We start from the raw sequence: 18,479 nt of genomic DNA on the forward strand, positions 1-18,479 counted from the left end.
GGAGCACGCCATGAATATGAACATCATGAACGTCGACTACTCCACCAAGATCCCGAACAATGTGGATCTGGCGTCGGACCGCCAGGTGCTCAAAGCTCTCGAAGGCTGGCACCCCGGCTATATCGACTGGTGGCACGACATGGGGCCCGACGGCTTCCAGCAGTCGCTCGTGTACCTGCGCACGGCCTATTCGGTCGATCCGCGCGGCTGGGCCAAGTTCGACTATGTGAAGATGCCCGATTACCGCTGGGGCATCCTTCTCGCTCCTCAGGAAGAAAATCGCGTCATTCCCTTCGGCGAGAAGTATGGCGAGCCGGCCTGGCAGGAAGTGCCCGGCGAGCATCGCGCCACGCTGCGCCGCCTGATCGTGATCCAGGGCGACACAGAGCCGGCCTCCGTCGAACAGCAGCGTCATCTCGGTAAGACCGCGCCCTCGCTCTACGACATGCGCAACCTGTTCCAGGTCAATGTCGAGGAAGGCCGCCATCTCTGGGCGATGGTGTATCTCTTGCAGAAATATTTCGGCCGCGACGGCCGCGAAGAGGCGGACGAGTTGCTCCGCCGCCGCTCGGGCGACGCGGATTCCCCGCGCATGCTGGGCGCGTTCAATGAGAAGACGCCGGACTGGCTGTCCTTCTTCATGTTCACCTATTTCACCGACCGCGACGGCAAGATGCAGCTGCATTCGCTCGCGCAGTCGGGCTTCGATCCGCTGTCGCGCACCTGCCGCTTCATGCTGACCGAAGAAGCCCACCACATGTTCGTCGGCGAGACCGGCATCACGCGCGTTGTGCAGCGAACCTGCGATGCGATGCGCGAAGCCGGCATCGACGATCCCACCGACGTCAACAAGGTCCGCGCGCTCGGGGTCATCGATCTGCCGACCATCCAGAAGAAGCTGAACCTGCATTATTCGCTCTCGCTCGACCTGTTCGGCTCGGAGGTCTCGACCAACGCGGCAAATGCTTTCAACGCCGGCATCAAGGGCCGCTATCACGAGACCCAGATCGACGACGATCACAAGCTGCAGAACTCGACCTATCCGGTGCTCAAGCTCGTCGACGGCGAGATCAAGCGGGTCGACGAGCCGGCGCTCACCGCGCTGAACATGCGGCTGCGCGACGATTACACCCAGGACTGTGTCAAGGGCATGCTGCGCTGGAACAAGGTGATCTCGACCGCGGGCTACGACTTCAAGCTGATGCTGCCGCACACCGCCTTCCACCGCGCCATCGGCGAGTTCAAGGACGTGCGCGCGACGCCGGAAGGCCTCTTGATCGACGATGCGACCTGGAGCAAGCGCAGGGACGACTGGCTGCCGTCGAAGGCCGACGGCGATTTCATCGCCTCGCTGATGCAGCCCGTCACCGAGATCGGCGAATACGCCAGCTGGATCTCGCCGCCCAAGGTCGGCATCGACAACAAGCCCGGCGATTTCGAGTACGTGAAGATCGAGACCTGAGACGTGTGGTCGTCCCGGCGAAAGCCGGGACGACGGCGGAGTTCGCAGGTCGCCTATTCCGCCCAGCCCTCGCCCTTGATGCCGGCATTGGCAAACGCCACGCCGCCATCGACCGTCAGCGTAGCACCCACCACGTAATCGCCGGCGCGCGAAGCCAGGAAGATTGCCGCGCCCGCCATGTCCTCGGTGTCGCCGATGCGTCCCGAGGGTACGCGCTTCGACACTTCGTCGGCATGATCGCGCGCGGCGCGGTTCATGTCTGACGCAAACGGCCCGGGCGCGATCGCTGTGACCACGACATGGTCCTTGATCAGCTTCAGGGCCATTCGCCGCGTCAGATGGATCAGCCCGGCCTTGCTCGCAGCGTAGGAATAGGTCTCCTGCGGATTGACGAAGATGCCGTCGATGGAGGCGATGTTGATGACCTTGGCCGGTCGCTCGGCGCTTGCGGCCGCGCGCAACGGCGCGGCGAGCGCCTTGGTCAGAAAGAACGGCGCCTTGAGATTGAGGTTCACCACCTTGTCCCAGCCGCTCTCCGGAAACTCGTCGAAGTCAGCGCCCCAGGCGGCACCGGCATTGTTGACGAGGATGTCGAGCCTGTCCTCGCGCTTCCTGATCTCGGTCGCCAACAGCTCGATGCCGGCAAGCGTGGAGATGTCGATCGGCAGTGCGATGCATTCGCCGCCATAAGCGGCGGTCAATTTCTTCGCCGTCGCCTCGCACGGTCCCGCCTTGCGCGCGGTGATGTAGACCTTCGAAGCCCCCTGCGCGAGAAAGCCCGCCGCGATCATCTTGCCGATACCGCGCGAGCCGCCGGTTACCAGTGCAATGCGGCCGACGAGCGAGAACAAATCCTTGAACATGACGCCTCCCTGAGAATTTGCGTTCGTGTGTGAAGCCGCCGGGCGGGGGAGTCAAGGAGCGCCATCGTCCCGCATTCCGCTTTCGTCGGGACGACGGAAAGGGCCGAGTGAGACGCTTACGCCGCGTCGATGCGACGAAAGCCGTTCCACATCGCGGTGGCCGCACCTGACGTCAGCACCGGCAGGATGCGCTCGTTCTGATAATTGCCGTTGAGCGAGACGCGCGGCAGTGCAGTCAAATGGCGGCTGCTTTCGGCAAAGATCATGCCCGGCCGCGTTGTCACCGCGGTCTTGTAGCCGGCGGTGCGGGCAAGGGCGAATTCGCGCGGGCCCGCGGCGATGCGGTCGCCATAGGGATAGGCGAGATGCACGACGTCGCGCTGCAGGGCCTTTGCGATCCTGGCGCGGCTTTCGCGCATCTCGTGTACGGCGACGTCCTCGCTCTGCTTGGCGAGATTGCAATGGGTGATGGAGTGGGCGCCGACCGTGACCAGCGGATCGGCGGCAAATGCCTTCAGCTCGCGCCAGGACATGCAGAGATCGGCGCAGATCGCAGCGATGTCGACGCCGTGGCGCGTGCACAGCGCGTCGATCTCGCGCTTCAGTTCGAATTCCGGCAAGCCGCGCAGCCAGTCGTGCAGGCGGTCGAACGCGGCCTGCTTGCCTGCCGTCGTCGAGGTGTCGAACTGGATGACCGTGCCGCCGATGCTCGCCTCGACCGAACTGGCTTTCGCAATTGCCATTTCCAGCGCGATCCACCACAGACGTCCGCTGCCCTCCGCGAAATCGGACGCGACGAACACGGTAAACGGCGCGTTGAACTCGCGCATCACCGGAAGCGCATAGTCGCGGTTGTCGCGATAGCCGTCGTCGAAGGTGAAGCAGGCGACGCGGCGGCTGAAATCCCGTGTCGTCAGCCGCTGATGCAACTCGTCGATGGTGACGATGTCGATGTCGCGCGAATGAAGATGCGCCAGCATCGCGCGCAGGAAGTCGGGCGTCACCTCCAAATGGCGATTGGGCGCGAATTCGGCGTCGCGAGCAGGGCGGACCTGGTGCAGCATGAAAATCGCGCCAACGCCGGAGAAGATCGGCCGCAACAAATAATGCGCCCCGGAAAAATACAGCGCACCCAGACCAGCGCGGATCACATTGTTGCGGAACTGCTTCATAAATGATGGTGACTGGCCGGTTGAGATGTGTTTCCGAACGTTACCGAAAAACGGTTGAACAAAGAGTTAGCCGGACCTTTAGTCGCATCCATCCGAGAAAGAGTCCATTTCCGGTTTGACAGCCCGACAAGGGTTTGATTTCTCTCTGTTTCCCCGACCATTGGTGAATCTTAAATGCGTGGACTTTTCAGGTGGAGCAGCAAATGGTGGCCGGGGGTGGTGCCTCTCGTGCTGTTTTGGGTCATTGCCGCCTGGAATAATACTGTTGCCGTGGAAACCGACCTCGCTGGCAAGGCCGCGTCCGCGGTGAAGGACATTGTCCTCGACAAGGTCAAGATTTCCGCCGACGGCCGCGACATCGATTTCGAGGCAGAGGCGTTCTCGGAAGAAGGCCGTCGCGGCGCGCTGACCGCGGTTGAGGCCGCGCCGGGCGTGCGGCTGGTCAATGACCAGACGCGCCTCGTTCCCGAGTCGAAACCCTTCGTCTGGTCGGCCGAGCGCGAGGTCGCCAAGATCACGCTGTCAGGCAACGCCCCCTTGCCCGCGGTCAAGGGCAAGCTGATGGATGTGGCGCGCGACCAGGTCAAGGGCATCGAGATCGCAGACCAGATGGGCCTGGCCCGCGGCGCGCCTGTCAATTTCGAAGATGCGGCCGCGCTTCTGATCGGCCAGATCGGCAAGCTGAAGGACGGCAAGGTCACGATCTCCGATTCAACCGTGTCGCTGTCGGGCATGGCGCGCGATCTCGGCGGGAGGGAAGCGATTGCGGCCGCACTGAAGACCCTGCCGCAGGGCTTTTCGGTTGCCGCCAACGACGTCAAGGCGCCGCCCTATATTTTCCAGGCCAACAAGGATCCCGTCGCGGTGACGCTGACCTTGTCGGGCTATGTGCCTGACGAAAACATCCATGCGGTCGTACTCGGTGCGTCGTCGCGCAAATTCTTCAGCGAGAAGGTCGTCGACAACCTCAAGACCAGCCTCGGCGCCCCGCCGGGATTCGTGAATGCGGTGATTCCGGCGCTCGGCGTGCTGTCTCGGCTCTCCACCGGCACGCTTGTGGTGTCGGACCGCGAGGTGAAGATCTCGGGAGACGCGCTCTACGAGGCGGCGGCGCAGCAGATCCACGCTGGCCTGGCCAAGGATTTTCCGAAGGAGTGGCAGGTCACCGCCGACATTTCGGTCAGGCCGGCCTCGGCGCCGGTCGATGCCAGCGTCTGCCAGCAGCTGTTCTCCGAACTGTTGTCGAAAGCCAAGATTCGCTTCCTGACCGGGCGCGACACGCTGGATTCCGATTCCACGGGTTTGTTGGACCGCCTGGTCGAGACCGCGCTGCGCTGCCCGAACGCCACGATCGAGATCGCCGGCCATACCGATTCCGATGGTGAGGACACGGCCAACCAGACGCTGTCGGAGCGGCGCGCCCAAGCCGTGCTGGACTATTTCGTGAAGGCGGGCCTGCCGGCTGACCGCTTCACGGCAATCGGCTATGGCGGGACCAAGCCGATCGCCTCCAACGACACTGACGACGGCAAGGCGCAGAACCGTCGCATCGAATTCCTGGTGAGATAGGCCAATGGCTTACATGATCGCGTTCCACTGGGGTTGGCTGCTCGCTTCGCTCGTGCTCGGCTTCTGCATGGGCTGGGTCGCAGTCGTCACCCATGCTCGCCCGGTGCCGCGGCGCTGGATGATCGTGCTCGGCGTGGTCGCGGCGGGCCTCGTCGCGCTCGCGGTGACGCAGGTCGTCCCCGGCCGCTTCGGCTACTGGCTCGATTTGCTGCTGATCATGTTCGTGCCCTACCTCGTCGGCTGCGCCATTGGCTCGCAATTGCGGGACTGGGTGGTCATGAGGACGGCGCCGCCGGGGTAGACGCGGGGCAGTTGTTGCCCATGTTGCGGTCATGACGACCGGAGACTGGCGACCGGAGATTGCGGTCAATATGCCGCAGCTCGCATACCGGGATTTTGCGGGTGCGAGCAGTCGGATCCGCTGGGATGCGGCAAAACTATGCATGGTGGTGTCATTAAGCGCACCTAATATATTGAGGCGGCGGCTTTTTACTCACCTTCCGATTTCACTCCGGCGCAAAACGCGCTACCAACGAGCGCCAAGGTGAAAGCCGAGCTGGAAACAAGCCCATGATCCGGACCTGGAACGCTGCGTTAGTAACTTATGGGTACCGGTTTTCCGAAAGAGATCATGCGCGCATGAATGAGTTAGGTGCGGCGCGCGATCCCGCGCCGCCCGATGCCATCGTGTTCGAGGTCTAGATGCTGGAAGCCCTACGCAGAACGTTCTCGTTTCTGCGCCACAAGCAAGTCCTGCACAGGCTCGGAGTTGTGGTCAGCGTCACTGTCATCGCCATCGCCTGCTATGTGCTCTATCACATGTTGCGCGGCATCGATGTCGATGAGGTGGTCGAGGCCATCAAGGAAACCGAGACCCGCCAGATTGCCGAGGCGGCCTTGTTCGTTGCTGCCGGCTATTTCACGCTGACCTTCTACGACCTGTTTGCGGTGCGCGCGATCGGCCAAAAGCACATCCCGTACCGCATCAACGCGCTCGCGGCCTTCACCAGCTATTCCATCGGCCACAATGTCGGCGCCAGCGTCTTCACCGGCGGCGCGGTCCGCTATCGCATCTATTCGGCCTGGGGCCTCAACGCGATCGATGTGGCAAAAATCTGCTTCCTCGCCGGCCTCACCTTCTGGCTCGGCAATGCCGCCGTGCTGGGTTTGGGCATCGCCTATCACCCCGAGGCCGCCGCCTCCATCGATCAGCTGCCACCCTGGCTCAACCGTACGGTTGCGCTTCTGATCATCTGCGGGCTGATCGGCTATGTGATCTGGGTCTCGCGGGAGCCGCGCGTGGTCGGCCGCGGGCCCTGGAGCGTGACGCTGCCCGGCGGGACGCTGACGTTGTTGCAGATCGCGATCGGGATCATCGATCTCGCCTTCTGCGCGCTGGCGATGTACGTCCTGGTGCCCGACGAGCCCAATCTCGGCTTCATCGTGGTCGCCGTCATCTTCGTCTCGGCGACGCTGCTGGGCTTTGCCAGCCATTCGCCGGGCGGGCTCGGCGTGTTCGACGCGGCGATGCTGGTCGGCCTCTGGCAGATGGACCGCGAGGAACTGCTGGCCGGCATGCTGCTGTTTCGCCTGCTCTATTATATTTTGCCTTTTGTCATATCTGTAATCTTGCTGACGTTTCGGGAGCTTATCCTTGGGGCCCGGTCGAAGCGGTTGCGTCAGGCCGCAGCACGCGGACTGGAGGCTGGGCTGGACGCGGGCCGGTCGCCTGATGCGATCTATGTGAGAAAGCGTGGCGATAGCGGCGTCTGACGGGGGGGGGCGGACCGGCAGCCAAAACCGGGGGCCAAGACGAGGCCGCGAAACCCGGATTAACCCGGATTAAAACGGAGAAGCCGTCCATATGGCTATTGAAGCGCCTCCCAGCTCGGCCTCCTTTTTTGCGCCCTGGCCCGACCGTTTGCGGCATTCCGCCATCGTGCTGCTGGTCGCCGGCCTTGCGCTCGCGGTGCTGGTCGCCTTCGACGAATTATCGCCGCTGCGGGCCGCGGTGGTGTTCGGCTGCATCACGGCGGCGGCACTCGTGCCCTGGCGGCTGCATCATGCCGCCATCTCTCGCGAAGACGTCCGTGGCGCCAATCCGGTTGAGGCGGCCGCGGTCGCGGCTGTCGTCGCCGGCATGCCCGATCCCGCCGTGCTGCTCGACCGCGCGGGGCGGGTAATCCATCTCAATGCCGCCGCAGCCCAACTTGCGCCCGCGTTGCGCAAGAACGAGCTTGCGCAATTCGCGCTGCGCTCGCCCGAGATCATCACCGCGCTGCGCGAGGCCATCGCCACCACAGAGCCGCGCCGCGCCACCTATCTCGATCACGTTCCGGTCGATCGCTGGATGGAGCTGATGATCACGCCGGTTCCGGTGCCGACCGCCTTCGGCGGCACCGATAAATGCATGCTGATGACCTTCCACGACCAGACGCCGCTGCGCCGGGTCGAGGAGATGCGCGCCGATTTCGTCGCCAATGCCAGCCACGAACTGCGCACGCCGCTCGCCGCGCTCTCCGGTTTCATCGACACCCTGCAGGGCCCGGCCAAGGACGATGTGCGCGCCCGCGATCGCTTCCTCGGCATCATGCATGCCCAGGCAACCCGCATGGCGCGCCTGATCGACGACCTGCTGTCGCTGTCGCGGGTGGAGCTCTCGGCCCATGTCCGGCCCGACGCCTCGGTCGATCTCGTCCCCATCATCCGCCAGGTCGCCGACGGGCTCGAGCCACTGGCGCGGGAACGTCAGGTCGAGGTCGACATCGGCCTGCCGGACACGCCAGTCGCCATCGCCGGCGACCGCGAGGAGCTGATGCGCCTGTTCGAGAACCTGATCGAGAACGCGCTCAAATATGGCGCCTCCGGCGGCAAGGTCATCGTGTCCTTGAACTCGGCCGCGACAGGCGAGGGCGCGCCGGAGATCCGTGTCATGGTGCGCGACTTCGGCCCCGGCATCGCGCCCGAGCACCTGCCACGGCTGACCGAGCGCTTCTACCGGGTCGACGTCGGCGACAGCCGTTCGCAGGGCGGAACCGGGCTCGGCCTTTCGCTGGTGAAGCACATTCTGAACCGTCATCGCGGCCGGCTCCTGATCGAAAGCGTGCCCAGGAACGGGGCGACCTTCACGGCCTGTTTTCCTCAGCCCAAAACGGCCCCTTCCGCTTAAACTTAAGTATTATCAGATACTTGATCTGTCATCCAACTGTCATCTGCCTGTCGTAAAAGCGGTACCGACCGCTCCTAAAGGGGCGGATGTGAGCGCCATCGGGCGCACGCCAGCGCTTCGCTCACAACAGGGAGATCAGCATGAATTTCGTCAAGGCGATTGTCGCGGCCGGTTTGGTCGCTGCATCGACGTCGGCCTATGCCGCCGATATCACCGGTGCCGGGTCCACCTTCATCTATCCGGTCCTGTCGAAGTGGGCCGACTCGTACAAGAAGGACTCGGGCAGCGGCGTGAACTATCAGTCGATCGGCTCGGGCGCCGGCATCAAGCAGGTCCAGGCCAAGACCGTGACCTTCGGTGCCACCGACATGCCGCTCAAGGTCGAGCAGCTCGAGAAGGACGGCCTCGCCCAGTGGCCGATGATCATGGGCGCGATCGTTCCGGTCGTGAACATCGAGGGCGTGAAGGCTGGCGATCTCGTGCTCGACGGCCCGACGCTGGGCGAGATCTATCTCGGCAAGATCACCAAGTGGGACGATCCGGCGATCAAGAAGCTCAACCCGAACGCCAAGCTGCCGTCGGCGGCAATCTCGGTCGTGCACCGTGCCGACGGTTCGGGCACCACCTTCAACTTCACCAACTATTTGTCCAAGGTGAGCCCGGACTGGAAGAGCAAGGTCGGCGAGGGCACCGCGGTTGAGTGGCCGGCGGGCGTCGGCGCCAAGGGCAACGAAGGCGTTTCGGCCAATGTCGGCCAGACCCAGAACTCGATCGGCTATGTTGAATACGCCTATGCCAAGCAGAACAAGCTGACCTATACGGGTCTCGTCAACAAGGCGGGCAAGGCCATCCAGCCGACCAACGACGCCTTCCAGGCGGCTGCGTCCAACGCTGACTGGTCGCATGCACCGGGCTACTACCTGATCCTGACCGACCAGCCGGGCGACAAGTCCTGGCCGATCGTCGCCTCGACCTTCATCCTGATGCACAAGGATGCGACCGACAAGGCGGCCTCCCAGGAAGCGCTCAAGTTCTTCAAGTTCTCGTTCGAGAAGGGCGACAAGATGGCTGAGGAGCTCGACTACATCCCGATGCCCGACGCAGTCGTCAAGCAGATCGAGAAGACCTGGTCGTCCGAGATCAAGAGCTAAGCTTCGGCTGATTGTTCAAGCAAGTTTCCCTCCCCCTCCGAGCTTGGGGGAGGGCTCCTCCTTCCCGAAAAGAAGACTGGAGCGGGTCGGCCGGCGATCCGCCGGTTGCGCGTCAGACAAACTCAGGGGATTGGCGTGGCAGAGATGGCCGTTGAAACCGACGTGAACGACATGCTCGAAGCCGCCGGTCCTTATGACCGCGCGAAGGCGCTGTCCGCTTTCAGGCTGGGCGACGCCACCTTCTACTGGATCACGCGCCTGAGCGCGATCTCGGTGCTCTTGATCCTCGGCGGCATCATCATCTCGCTGATCGTCGGCGCCTGGCCCGCAATGAAGCAATATGGCTTTGCCTTCCTGTGGACGCAGCGCTGGGCGCCGGAGGCCGATCCGCCCGTTCTCGGCGCGCTCGGGCCGATGTACGGCACGCTCGTCACCTCCTTCATCGCCATGCTGATCGCCATTCCGGTCGGGCTCGGCATCGCCATCTTCCTGACCGAGCTGTGCCCGCAATGGCTGCGCCGGCCGATCGGCATCGCGGTCGAGCTGCTCGCCGGCATTCCCTCGATCATCTACGGCATGTGGGGCTTCTTCGTGCTGGGGCCGTTCCTTGCCTACACGTTCCAGCCCATCATGATCCGCATCTTCGACGGCGTCCCGGTGCTCGGCGCGATTTTCGCCGGTCCGCCGTCCTACCTGTCGCTGTTCAACGCCGCGCTGATTCTGGCGATCATGGTGCTGCCCTTCATCACCGCGATCTCGGTCGACGTGTTCAAGACCGTGCCGCCAGTTTTGAAAGAGGCGGCCTACGGCGTCGGCTGCACCACCTGGGAAGTGGTCCGCAATGTCGTGATCCCCTATACCCGCGTCGGCGTGATCGGCGGCGTCATGCTGGCGCTGGGACGTGCGCTCGGGGAGACCATGGCCGTGACCTTCATCATCGGCAACTCGTTCCGCATCTCGTCCTCGATCTTTGCGCCGGGCACCACCATCTCGGCCGCGATCGCCTCCGAATTCGCCGAGAGCGACGGTCTGCACCAGTCCAGCCTGATCCTGCTTGGCCTGCTGCTGTTCGTGCTCACCTTCTTCGTGCTGGCCGCGGCGCGGCTGATGCTCTTGCGTCTGGAAAAGAAGGCGGGGAAGTGACGCCATGACTGACATGCCCGCAAACGACATGACCCAGGTCAACCCGATCTACGGCCGTCGCCGCAGGAAGGACATCGTGGTCCGCTGGCTTTGCGTCGGCGCCGCCGCGTTTGGCGTCACCTGGCTTGCGCTGATCCTGATCACGCTGTTCTACAACGGCATCGCGGGGCTGAGCCTGCAGATGTTCACCGAGAGCACGCCGCCGCCGGGCTCGACCGAGGGCGGCCTGCTCAACGCGATCGTCGGTTCCGTCATCATGACCGTCATCGGTGTCGGCATCGGCGCGCCGCTCGGCATGTTCGCGGGGACGTATCTGGCCGAATACGGCCGCCACGACCGCCTGACCTCGGTGATCCGCTTCATCAACGACATCCTGCTGAGCGCGCCCTCCATCATCATCGGCCTGTTCATCTATGGCGCGGTGGTGGTGCCGATGCGCGGGTTCTCGGCCATCGCGGGCTCGCTCGCGCTTGCCGTGATCGTCATTCCCGTGGTGCTGCGCACCACCGAGGACATGCTGCTGCTGGTGCCCAATCCCTTGCGCGAGGCGGCCAGTGCGCTCGGTCTGCCGCGCTCGCTGGTGATCAAGAGGATCGCCTACCGCGCGGCTCGCTCCGGCCTCATCACCGGCGTGCTGCTCGCCACCGCCCGCGTCGCCGGCGAGACCGCGCCGCTGCTGTTCACGGCGCTGTCGAACCAGTTCTTCAGCCTCGACCTCACCAAGACGATGGCCAACCTGCCGGTGACCATCAACAATTTCGTTCAGAGCCCGTACGCCTACTGGAAACAGCTGGCCTGGAGCGGCGCCCTGCTCATTACTTTGACCGTGCTCGCCCTCAATATCGGGGCGCGCTACCTTGGCGCCGAGAGGAGCGCAAAATGAACGAGCTTTCAGTATCAGTCTCGCCTTCGAGCTCTGCCACGCATCTGCCCGAAGCGCCAGCGAAGGTCACTGCGCGCAATCTCAATTTCTATTATGGCGAACACCATGCACTCAGGAACATCAACCTGACGCTCGGCACCAACCGGGTCACCGCCTTCATCGGCCCGTCCGGCTGCGGCAAGTCGACATTGTTGCGCATCTTCAACCGCATGTACGACCTCTATCCGGGCCAGCGCGCGGTCGGCGAATTGAAGCTCGACAACACCAACATCCTCGACCCCAAGCTCGATCTCAACCTCCTGCGCGCCCGGGTCGGCATGGTGTTCCAGAAGCCGACGCCGTTCCCGATGACCATCTACGAGAACATCGCCTTCGGCATCCGCCTCTATGAGAGGATTCCGAAGTCGGAGATGGACGGCCGCGTCGAGAGGGCGTTGCGCGGCGGCGCGCTGTGGAACGAGGTCAAGGACAAGCTGAATGCGTCGGGCCTCTCGCTCTCCGGCGGTCAGCAGCAGCGGCTCTGCATCGCGCGGACGGTCGCGGTGCGGCCCGAGGTGATCCTGTTCGACGAGCCCTGCTCGGCGCTCGATCCGATCTCGACCGCGAAAGTCGAGGAGCTGATCCAGGAGCTGTCCGAGAACTACACCATCGCCATCGTCACCCATAACATGCAGCAGGCCGCGCGCGTCTCCGACAAGACTGCGTTCATGTATCTCGGCGAGCTGATCGAGTTCGACGACACCAGCAAGATCTTCACCTCGCCTGGCGATCGCCGCACCCAGGACTACATCACCGGCCGGTTCGGCTGAGGAGAAAGAGAATGGCTTCCGAACACACCGCCAAGGCCTTCGACAGCGACCTGCAGGAGCTCACCCGGCTGGTCGCGGAGATGGGTGGTCTTGCCGAGCGCATGATCGTCGAATCCGTCGACGCGCTGGTTCGCCACGATGTCGCGCTCGGCCAGCGCGTGGTCGCCGCCGACCTCGAGATCGACAACATGCAGCACTCCATCGAGGAGCGGGCGGTCTTGACCATCGCTCGCCGCCAGCCGATGGCGATCGACCTGCGCGAGATCGTCGGCGCCATGCGCGTGGCGATCGATCTCGAGCGGATCGGCGACCTCGCCAAGAACATGGGCAAGCGGGTCGCTGCGCTGGAGAGCGATTTCCATCCCTTGAAGCTGATCCGCGGCCTCGAGCACATGACGGATCTGGTGCAGCAGCAGGTCAAGACCGTGCTCGACGCCTATGCCGCGCACGATTTGCCGGCGGCGATGACGGTGTGGAAGGGCGACGAGGAGGTCGACGCCATCTGTACTTCGCTGTTCCGCGAGCTGCTCACCTACATGATGGAAGACCCGCGCAACATCTCGTTCTGCATTCACCTGATGTTCTGCGCCAAGAACATCGAGCGGATCGGCGACCACGCGACCAACATCGCGGAAACCGTGTTCTACATGATCGAGGGACAGCAGATTCAGGACAAGCGCCCGAAGGGCGACATGACGACGTTCGCCACGACCGTTCCGGGCAACTAGAGGTTGATCGGCAAGGTCGCCGATCGGTCTTGAGCATTATGGAGAAGAGAAAGTCATGAGCGCGCGGATTCTGGTGGTGGAAGACGAAGAAGCGTTGACCACGCTGTTGCGCTACAACCTCGAGGCTGAAGGCTACGAGGTGGAGACGGTCGCGCGCGGCGATGATGCCGATACACGGCTGAAGGAGCGGGTGCCCGATCTGATCGTGCTGGACTGGATGCTGCCGGGCCTGTCCGGCATCGAGCTGTGCCGGCGCTTGCGCACCAGGCCCGATACCAAGCAGCTCCCCATCATCATGCTGACCGCGCGCGGCGAGGAGAGCGAGCGGGTGCGGGGATTGGCGACCGGCGCCGACGACTACATCGTCAAGCCGTTCTCGGTGCCCGAATTGCTCGCGCGCGTGAAGGGCCTGTTGCGGCGCGCGAGCCCCGAGCGGCTCGCCACCGTGCTCGCCTATGGCGACATCGAGCTCGACCGCGAAAAGCGCCGCGTTGCGCGTTCGGGCCGTCCGATCGATCTCGGCCCCACCGAATATCGCCTGCTCGAGTTTTTCCTGGAGCATCCGGGCCGCGTATTCTCGCGCGAGCAACTGCTCGACAGCGTCTGGGGCCGCGACATCTATATCGACGAGCGCACCGTCGACGTCCACATCGGCCGCTTGCGCAAGCTGCTCAACCCCGGCCGTGAGCAGGACCCGATCCGCACCGTTCGCGGCGCCGGCTACGCGCTGGATGACCGTTTTGCGAAGGCGGAGCCGTAAGGCGGCTCGCGGTTTTCGCGGCGGCAGGCCACGTTTGCGGTTTCGTCCCGGCTTTCGCCGGGACGACCACGAGATGTCGTAGCGCCCTTACCGCGTCGTCTTCGCCTGCTGCCGCCTGCGGTCGCCGGCCGGCTGATAGGCGATGCGCGAGTGCTGCACGCAATAGGGCAGACCTGTGAGCGCCTTGCCGCCGCAAAAGAAGAAGTCCGGACTTGCGGGATCGCCGACGGGCCAATGACAGGTGGCTTCGCTCAACTCGAGCAGCGACAGCCGCTGGCTCATCGGAACGACATTGTCATAGGCGATCGGATCGGGCTCGATCTCGACCTCGAAGGCATGGGCCAGCGCCGTGTTGCCGCGCGACACCGGGCGCGACACCCGCATCATATGCTGTGCGGGGCGCGGCTTGCGCTGGCGGGGCGCGGTCGCCGCGGGGCTCTTGGCGCGACCCGACAGCCCCAGCCGGTGCACCTTGCCGATCACCGCGTTGCGCGTGACATTGCCGAGCTCCGCAGCGATCTGGCTGGCCGACAGGCCGGACTCCCAGAGCTTCTTGAGCTGTTCGACGCGCTCGTCTGACCAGGTCAATACCGTCATCGACTCTATCCTCCGCCTCGCGCCGGCCCGCCGTTCAGGCTGCGCTGCGATGCCCAATCTCAAAAACCCTTGCGGTCAGAATCCCTTAAGGCTCGCCGGGAGCGATTTGCTCGCCCGGACGTGTACGCCAACCAACCAGACCTAAGGGATCAAAACTGCCGCACGAGATGTCGTATCCGACAAAAAAGACGCTACAATATGCCGTGACTCCGGCGCAAGAGTCCGCAGAGGCCTTCCACATGTTCCGCACAGCGCGCAATGTTCATAAACCCCTACGCAATGCGGGATTCCCGTTACGTCCCACCGGTATCGTACGGGCTGGTTTTGCCTTGAAATCGCGGTCCGAGGGCATGTTGACACGCCTTCCCGCCCGCTTAGAATGGGCTCACGTGCCGCCCTGAAAAGGCGGCACGTTTGTTTTCCGGTTCGGGTCGTTGATGCGACCATCTGTTAGCGCGCATCGCCGCCGGTCCCACTCCTTCACTGAACGCAAATTTGAACGCTATTTGATCGCCAGAGTGACCGTCATGACCAACAGCGCCGCGTCGCACCTGCTTCCCGTTTTCGCCAGGGTCGATCTCGCCTTCGAGCGCGGCGAGGGCGCGTGGCTGATCTCGACCAATGGTGAGCGTTTTCTCGACTTCACCTCCGGCGTTGCGGTGAATGCGCTGGGCCATGCCCATCCGCACCTGGTCCAGGCGTTGCAGGAGCAGGCTACAAAACTCTGGCACATGTCGAACCTGTTCAAGAGCCCCGACGGCGAGAAGCTTGCCGCGCGGCTCTGCGAGCAGAGCTTTGCCGACTTCGTGTTCTTCTGCAATTCCGGTGCGGAGGCGATGGAAGGCGTGATCAAGGTCACGCGCAAGCATCATGCCGCCAAGGGCCATCCCGAGCGCTATCGCATCATCACCTTCGAAGGCGCCTTCCACGGCCGCACGCTGGCGACGCTCGCCGCGACCGGCTCCGCCAAATATCTCGAAGGCTTTGGCCCGCCGATGGACGGCTTTGATCAAGTGCCGCATGGCGACATCGAAGCGGTGAAGAAGGCGATCGGGCCGCACACCGCGGGCATCCTGATCGAGCCGGTGCAGGGCGAGGGCGGCGTGCGCACGGCGCCGCCGGCTTTCTTCAAGGCGTTGCGCCAGCTCTGCGACGAGCGCGGCCTGTTGCTCGCCTTCGACGAGGTGCAGACCGGCATGGGCCGCACCGGCGAGCTGTTTGCCTACAAGCGCCTCGGCGTCACGCCCGACGTGATGTCGCTGGCGAAAGCGCTCGGCGGCGGTTTCCCGATCGGCGCGGTGCTCGCGACCGCGGATGCTGCGGCCGGCATGACGCCGGGCTCGCACGGCTCGACCTTCGGCGGCAATCCGCTCGCGATCGCGGCCGCCACCGCCGTGCTCGACGTCATGCTCAAGCCCGGCTTCTTCGACCATGTGCAGAAGATGTCGCTGCTGTTGAAGCAGAAGCTCGCCTCCGCGGTCGATCGCCACCCAAGTGTGATCTCCGAAGTGCGCGGCGAGGGACTCCTGATCGGCGTCAAGGCGGTGGTGCCATCGGCGGATCTCGTGGCCGCGCTGCGGACGGAGAAGCTGCTCACGGTCGGCGCCGGCGACAACGTGGTGCGGTTCCTCGCGCCTCTGATCGTCAACGAGGCCGAGCTCGATCAGTCGGTCGCGATGCTCGAGCGCGCCTGCGTCGCGCTGGAGGCCAATTCTGCCAAACGGACGGCAGGCCTATGAGCAAGCCGCGGCACTTCCTGGATATCAACAGCGTTCCGCTTTCCGATCTGCGGAGCATCCTGGCCGCCAGCAACGCCATGAAGGCGAAGCTGAAGGCGCAGGAAAGGGATAGCGAGTCGGCGAAGAAGCCGCTCGAGGGCAAGGCACTCGCTATGATCTTCGAGCGGCCCTCGACCCGCACCCGCGTCTCCTTCGATGTCGGCATGCGCCAGCTCGGCGGCGAGGCCATCATGCTGACGGGCGCGGAAATGCAGCTCGGCCGTGGCGAGACCATCGCCGACACCGCGCGAGTGCTGTCGCGCTATGTCGACGCCATCATGATCCGCATTCTCAATCATGATGCGCTGCTCGAGCTTGCCGCGCATGCGACCGTGCCTGTCATCAACGGGCTGACGCGGCGCTCGCATCCCTGCCAGGTGATGGCCGATCTGATGACCTTCGAGGAGCATCGCGGGCCGATCGCCGGCAAGACCGTGGCCTGGACCGGCGACGACAACAATGTGCTGGCTTCCTGGGCGCACGCGGCCGAGCGTTTCAAGTTCAAGCTCAACGTCGCGACTCCGCCGGAGCTCGCGCCTCAAAAGCTGATGCGCGATTTCATCAAGGCGACCAATGCGTCGATCGTGCTCGGCAACGATCCGGAGGTGGCTGTGCGCGGCGCCGACTGCGTCGTCACCGACACCTGGGTGTCGATGGGTGACAAGGACGGCGAGCATCGCCACAATCTGCTCAAACCCTACCAGGTCAACGCCAAGCTGATGTCGCTGGCCAAGCCGGATGCGATCTTCATGCATTGCCTGCCCGCCCATCGCGGCGAGGAAGTCACCGACGAGGTGATCGACGGTCCGCAATCGGTTGTGTTCGACGAAGCCGAAAACCGCCTCCACGCGCAGAAGGGCATTCTGGCCTGGTGCTTCGACGCGGTGTAGCGCGGAACAGATGCTGTCGTCTCGGCGAAGCCCGGGACCCACAACCACAGGCAGTCGTTTTGGGGTAGAGAAATCAGCCCCATCATTGCGAGCGAAGCGAAGCAATCCGGAAATGTCTCCACGGAGATGTCTGGATGGCTTCGTCACTACGCTGCTCGCAATGACGCGGGGAGGCTACTCGATGAACAACACAAGCCTGTGGTTATGGGTCCTGGCCTTCGCCAGGACGACGACAAGCAGGGTCTCGACAGTCGCCCCCCTTTCACTTCCCGCGTTCCGACCCCATGTAAGCCGCCATGACCGCTCCATCCCCCGACATCAAGATCACCGAAAGCCCGATCCGGGCCCCGTCGTCCGTTCCGGTCGATGATGCCGTGCTGCCCTTCGAGGTGGACGCGCTCGATTTGCGCGGGCGGCTGACCAGGCTCGGGCCCGCGCTCGACGACATCCTGACCAGGCACGATTATCCCGCGCCGGTCGGCAAGCTGCTGGGCGAAGCGATCGTGCTCACCACGCTGCTCGGTTCGTCCCTGAAATTCGACGGCCGTTTCATCCTGCAGACCCAGACCGACGGCCCGGTGTCGTTCATGGTGGTCGACTTTCAGGCGCCGGACCGCCTGCGTGCCTATGCGCGCTTCGATGCGAGCAGGCTCACGCAGGCCAAGGACTCGGCGGCGCTGCTCGGCAAGGGCCATCTTGCCATGACCATCGACCAGGGGCCGGACATGAGCCGTTACCAGGGGCTGGTCGCACTGCATGGCGGCGGCCTGGAAGAGGCCGCGCATGAGTATTTCCTGCGCTCCGAGCAGATCCCGACCCGCGTGCGGCTTGCGGTCGGCGAGGAGTGGCGCGGCGGCGACGGCGGCAAGCGTCACTGGCGTGCCGGCGGCCTGCTGATGCAGTTCCTGCCCAAGGCGCCGGAGCGCGCGCGGCAGGCCGATCTGCATCATGGCGATGCGCCCGAAGGCACGGCGGTGCACGAGGTCAAGGAAGACGACGCCTGGGTCGAGGGCCAGTCCTTGCTCGCGACCGTCGAGGACATCGAGCTGATCGATCCGGATCTCTCCGGCGAGCGGCTGTTGTACCGCCTGTTCCACGAGCGCGGCGTGCGCGTCTTCGCCCCGCTGAAGTTGCAGGCAAAATGCTCGTGCTCGCGCGAGGCCGTCGCGGCGATGCTGAAAAGTTTTGAGGCCAAGGACCGCGCCGAGATGGTGCAAGACGGCAAGGTGGTCGTCACCTGCGAATTCTGCAGCTCGGTCTATCATTTCACGCCGCATGAAGCGGGCGTTGAAGAGAGCGCGGTATAAGACCGCCGCAATTTGTCAGCATGACGTGGCGCGCGTTATTGTGCCCTCTCCCGCAAGGGGGAGGGTGTAGCGCCGGTGCGGCGCGTGACGTCATTGCTCCCGACATCAACTGATGTGCCCGGCGGGTGCCGGCCGCAAAACCTTGTCAATCCTCGCCGTCGAAAATATTTCTGTTTTTCGAAATATTGAATCGGTCGT

The 18,479-nt window shown here is 64.0% G+C and carries 17 protein-coding genes; 14 read left to right on the forward strand and 3 right to left on the reverse strand.

All coding sequences use genetic code 11. The features are described from left to right. Positions 1-10: 10 nt before the first annotated feature. A complete protein-coding gene (gene boxB, locus A3AI_RS0116220) occupies positions 11-1,462 on the forward strand; it encodes a benzoyl-CoA 2,3-epoxidase subunit BoxB (RefSeq protein ID WP_024516603.1) in 1,452 nt (483 codons plus the stop codon). Between the two features lie 53 nt (positions 1,463-1,515). On the opposite strand, the gene A3AI_RS0116225 is transcribed toward boxB, so the two are convergent. Together A3AI_RS0116225 and A3AI_RS0116230 are read right to left on the reverse strand one after the other, a co-directional pair. After that, a complete protein-coding gene (locus tag A3AI_RS0116225) occupies positions 1,516-2,325 on the reverse strand; it encodes an SDR family oxidoreductase (protein ID WP_024516604.1) in 810 nt (269 codons plus the stop codon). Positions 2,326-2,441: 116 nt separating this feature from the next. Next, entirely contained in the window at positions 2,442-3,497 is a 1,056-nt protein-coding gene (locus A3AI_RS0116230; RefSeq protein WP_024516605.1) for a polysaccharide deacetylase family protein, read from the reverse strand. A gap of 174 nt (positions 3,498-3,671) precedes the next feature. Between A3AI_RS0116230 and A3AI_RS0116235 the strand changes: the two genes are divergently transcribed. From A3AI_RS0116235 to phoB, 10 genes are all read left to right on the forward strand, one after another. Then, positions 3,672-5,066: an OmpA family protein gene (locus A3AI_RS0116235; RefSeq protein ID WP_024516606.1), complete on the forward strand. Its 1,395-nt coding sequence runs from the start codon at positions 3,672-3,674 to the stop codon at positions 5,064-5,066. Positions 5,067-5,070: 4 nt separating this feature from the next. After that, positions 5,071-5,367 carry a hypothetical protein gene (locus A3AI_RS0116240; RefSeq protein WP_024516607.1) on the forward strand — a complete coding sequence of 99 codons (297 nt, stop codon included), beginning with the start codon at positions 5,071-5,073 and terminating at the stop codon, positions 5,365-5,367. 401 nt (positions 5,368-5,768) lie between these two features. Then, positions 5,769-6,839, forward strand: a complete 1,071-nt coding sequence (locus A3AI_RS0116245) for a lysylphosphatidylglycerol synthase domain-containing protein (RefSeq protein WP_024516608.1) — start codon at positions 5,769-5,771, stop codon at positions 6,837-6,839. A 91-nt stretch (positions 6,840-6,930) separates the two neighbouring features. Next, positions 6,931-8,235, forward strand: coding sequence for an ATP-binding protein (locus tag A3AI_RS0116250; protein ID WP_024516609.1), 1,305 nt, complete (start codon positions 6,931-6,933; stop codon positions 8,233-8,235). A gap of 140 nt (positions 8,236-8,375) precedes the next feature. After that, a complete protein-coding gene (pstS, locus tag A3AI_RS0116255; RefSeq protein WP_024516610.1) occupies positions 8,376-9,386 on the forward strand; it encodes a phosphate ABC transporter substrate-binding protein PstS in 1,011 nt (336 codons plus the stop codon). Between the two features lie 144 nt (positions 9,387-9,530). Beyond that, a complete protein-coding gene (gene pstC / locus A3AI_RS0116260) occupies positions 9,531-10,529 on the forward strand; it encodes a phosphate ABC transporter permease subunit PstC (RefSeq protein ID WP_024516611.1) in 999 nt (332 codons plus the stop codon). 4 nt (positions 10,530-10,533) lie between these two features. Beyond that, positions 10,534-11,412: a phosphate ABC transporter permease PstA gene (gene pstA, locus A3AI_RS0116265; protein WP_024516612.1), complete on the forward strand. Its 879-nt coding sequence runs from the start codon at positions 10,534-10,536 to the stop codon at positions 11,410-11,412. Continuing rightward, a complete protein-coding gene (pstB, locus tag A3AI_RS0116270; RefSeq protein ID WP_024516613.1) occupies positions 11,409-12,221 on the forward strand; it encodes a phosphate ABC transporter ATP-binding protein PstB in 813 nt (270 codons plus the stop codon). Before pstA ends, pstB begins: the two co-directional genes overlap by 4 nt. Before the next feature lie 11 nt (positions 12,222-12,232). Further along, positions 12,233-12,949, forward strand: coding sequence for a phosphate signaling complex protein PhoU (gene phoU / locus A3AI_RS0116275; protein ID WP_024516614.1), 717 nt, complete (start codon positions 12,233-12,235; stop codon positions 12,947-12,949). A 55-nt stretch (positions 12,950-13,004) separates the two neighbouring features. Beyond that, complete coding sequence (gene phoB / locus A3AI_RS0116280) at positions 13,005-13,709, forward strand: phosphate regulon transcriptional regulator PhoB (protein WP_024516615.1); 705 nt, start codon at positions 13,005-13,007, stop codon at positions 13,707-13,709. Positions 13,710-13,796: 87 nt separating this feature from the next. On the opposite strand, the gene A3AI_RS0116285 is transcribed toward phoB, so the two are convergent. Continuing rightward, positions 13,797-14,306 (reverse strand): GcrA family cell cycle regulator, encoded by a 510-nt coding sequence (locus A3AI_RS0116285; RefSeq protein WP_024516616.1) that lies wholly within the window; start codon positions 14,304-14,306, stop codon positions 13,797-13,799. A gap of 527 nt (positions 14,307-14,833) precedes the next feature. Between A3AI_RS0116285 and A3AI_RS0116290 the strand changes: the two genes are divergently transcribed. From A3AI_RS0116290 to A3AI_RS0116300, 3 genes are all read left to right on the forward strand, one after another. Then, the gene (locus A3AI_RS0116290) at positions 14,834-16,045 is read left to right on the forward strand and encodes an aspartate aminotransferase family protein (RefSeq protein ID WP_024516617.1); all 1,212 of its coding nucleotides are present in this window, start codon (positions 14,834-14,836) and stop codon (positions 16,043-16,045) included. Then, the gene (argF, locus tag A3AI_RS0116295) at positions 16,042-16,974 is read left to right on the forward strand and encodes an ornithine carbamoyltransferase (protein WP_024516618.1); all 933 of its coding nucleotides are present in this window, start codon (positions 16,042-16,044) and stop codon (positions 16,972-16,974) included. The genes A3AI_RS0116290 and argF overlap by 4 nt, the downstream gene beginning before the upstream one ends. Before the next feature lie 296 nt (positions 16,975-17,270). Beyond that, the gene (locus tag A3AI_RS0116300; protein WP_024516619.1) at positions 17,271-18,281 is read left to right on the forward strand and encodes an Hsp33 family molecular chaperone; all 1,011 of its coding nucleotides are present in this window, start codon (positions 17,271-17,273) and stop codon (positions 18,279-18,281) included. Positions 18,282-18,479: the final 198 nt, after the last annotated feature.

Source organism: Bradyrhizobium sp. Tv2a-2, assembly GCF_000472425.1.
Taxonomy (GTDB): Bacteria; Pseudomonadota; Alphaproteobacteria; order Rhizobiales; family Xanthobacteraceae; genus Bradyrhizobium.

What these genes read in the sequence shown, in the direction of transcription:
- A3AI_RS0116300 (WP_024516619.1), top strand. Translation starts at nt 17,271, where the DNA reads ATGACCGCTCCATCCCCCGACATCAAGATCACCGAAAGCCCGATCCGG.
- A3AI_RS0116290 (WP_024516617.1), top strand. Translation starts at nt 14,834, where the DNA reads ATGACCAACAGCGCCGCGTCGCACCTGCTTCCCGTTTTCGCCAGGGTC.
- pstS (WP_024516610.1), top strand. Translation starts at nt 8,376, where the DNA reads ATGAATTTCGTCAAGGCGATTGTCGCGGCCGGTTTGGTCGCTGCATCG.
- A3AI_RS0116285 (WP_024516616.1), bottom strand. Translation starts at nt 14,306, where the DNA reads ATGACGGTATTGACCTGGTCAGACGAGCGCGTCGAACAGCTCAAGAAG.
- A3AI_RS0116230 (WP_024516605.1), bottom strand. Translation starts at nt 3,497, where the DNA reads ATGAAGCAGTTCCGCAACAATGTGATCCGCGCTGGTCTGGGTGCGCTG.
- A3AI_RS0116225 (WP_024516604.1), bottom strand. Translation starts at nt 2,325, where the DNA reads ATGTTCAAGGATTTGTTCTCGCTCGTCGGCCGCATTGCACTGGTAACC.
- A3AI_RS0116240 (WP_024516607.1), top strand. Translation starts at nt 5,071, where the DNA reads ATGGCTTACATGATCGCGTTCCACTGGGGTTGGCTGCTCGCTTCGCTC.
- boxB (WP_024516603.1), top strand. Translation starts at nt 11, where the DNA reads ATGAATATGAACATCATGAACGTCGACTACTCCACCAAGATCCCGAAC.
- pstA (WP_024516612.1), top strand. Translation starts at nt 10,534, where the DNA reads ATGACTGACATGCCCGCAAACGACATGACCCAGGTCAACCCGATCTAC.
- pstC (WP_024516611.1), top strand. Translation starts at nt 9,531, where the DNA reads ATGGCCGTTGAAACCGACGTGAACGACATGCTCGAAGCCGCCGGTCCT.
- phoU (WP_024516614.1), top strand. Translation starts at nt 12,233, where the DNA reads ATGGCTTCCGAACACACCGCCAAGGCCTTCGACAGCGACCTGCAGGAG.
- A3AI_RS0116250 (WP_024516609.1), top strand. Translation starts at nt 6,931, where the DNA reads ATGGCTATTGAAGCGCCTCCCAGCTCGGCCTCCTTTTTTGCGCCCTGG.
- argF (WP_024516618.1), top strand. Translation starts at nt 16,042, where the DNA reads ATGAGCAAGCCGCGGCACTTCCTGGATATCAACAGCGTTCCGCTTTCC.
- phoB (WP_024516615.1), top strand. Translation starts at nt 13,005, where the DNA reads ATGAGCGCGCGGATTCTGGTGGTGGAAGACGAAGAAGCGTTGACCACG.
- A3AI_RS0116235 (WP_024516606.1), top strand. Translation starts at nt 3,672, where the DNA reads ATGCGTGGACTTTTCAGGTGGAGCAGCAAATGGTGGCCGGGGGTGGTG.
- A3AI_RS0116245 (WP_024516608.1), top strand. Translation starts at nt 5,769, where the DNA reads ATGCTGGAAGCCCTACGCAGAACGTTCTCGTTTCTGCGCCACAAGCAA.
- pstB (WP_024516613.1), top strand. Translation starts at nt 11,409, where the DNA reads ATGAACGAGCTTTCAGTATCAGTCTCGCCTTCGAGCTCTGCCACGCAT.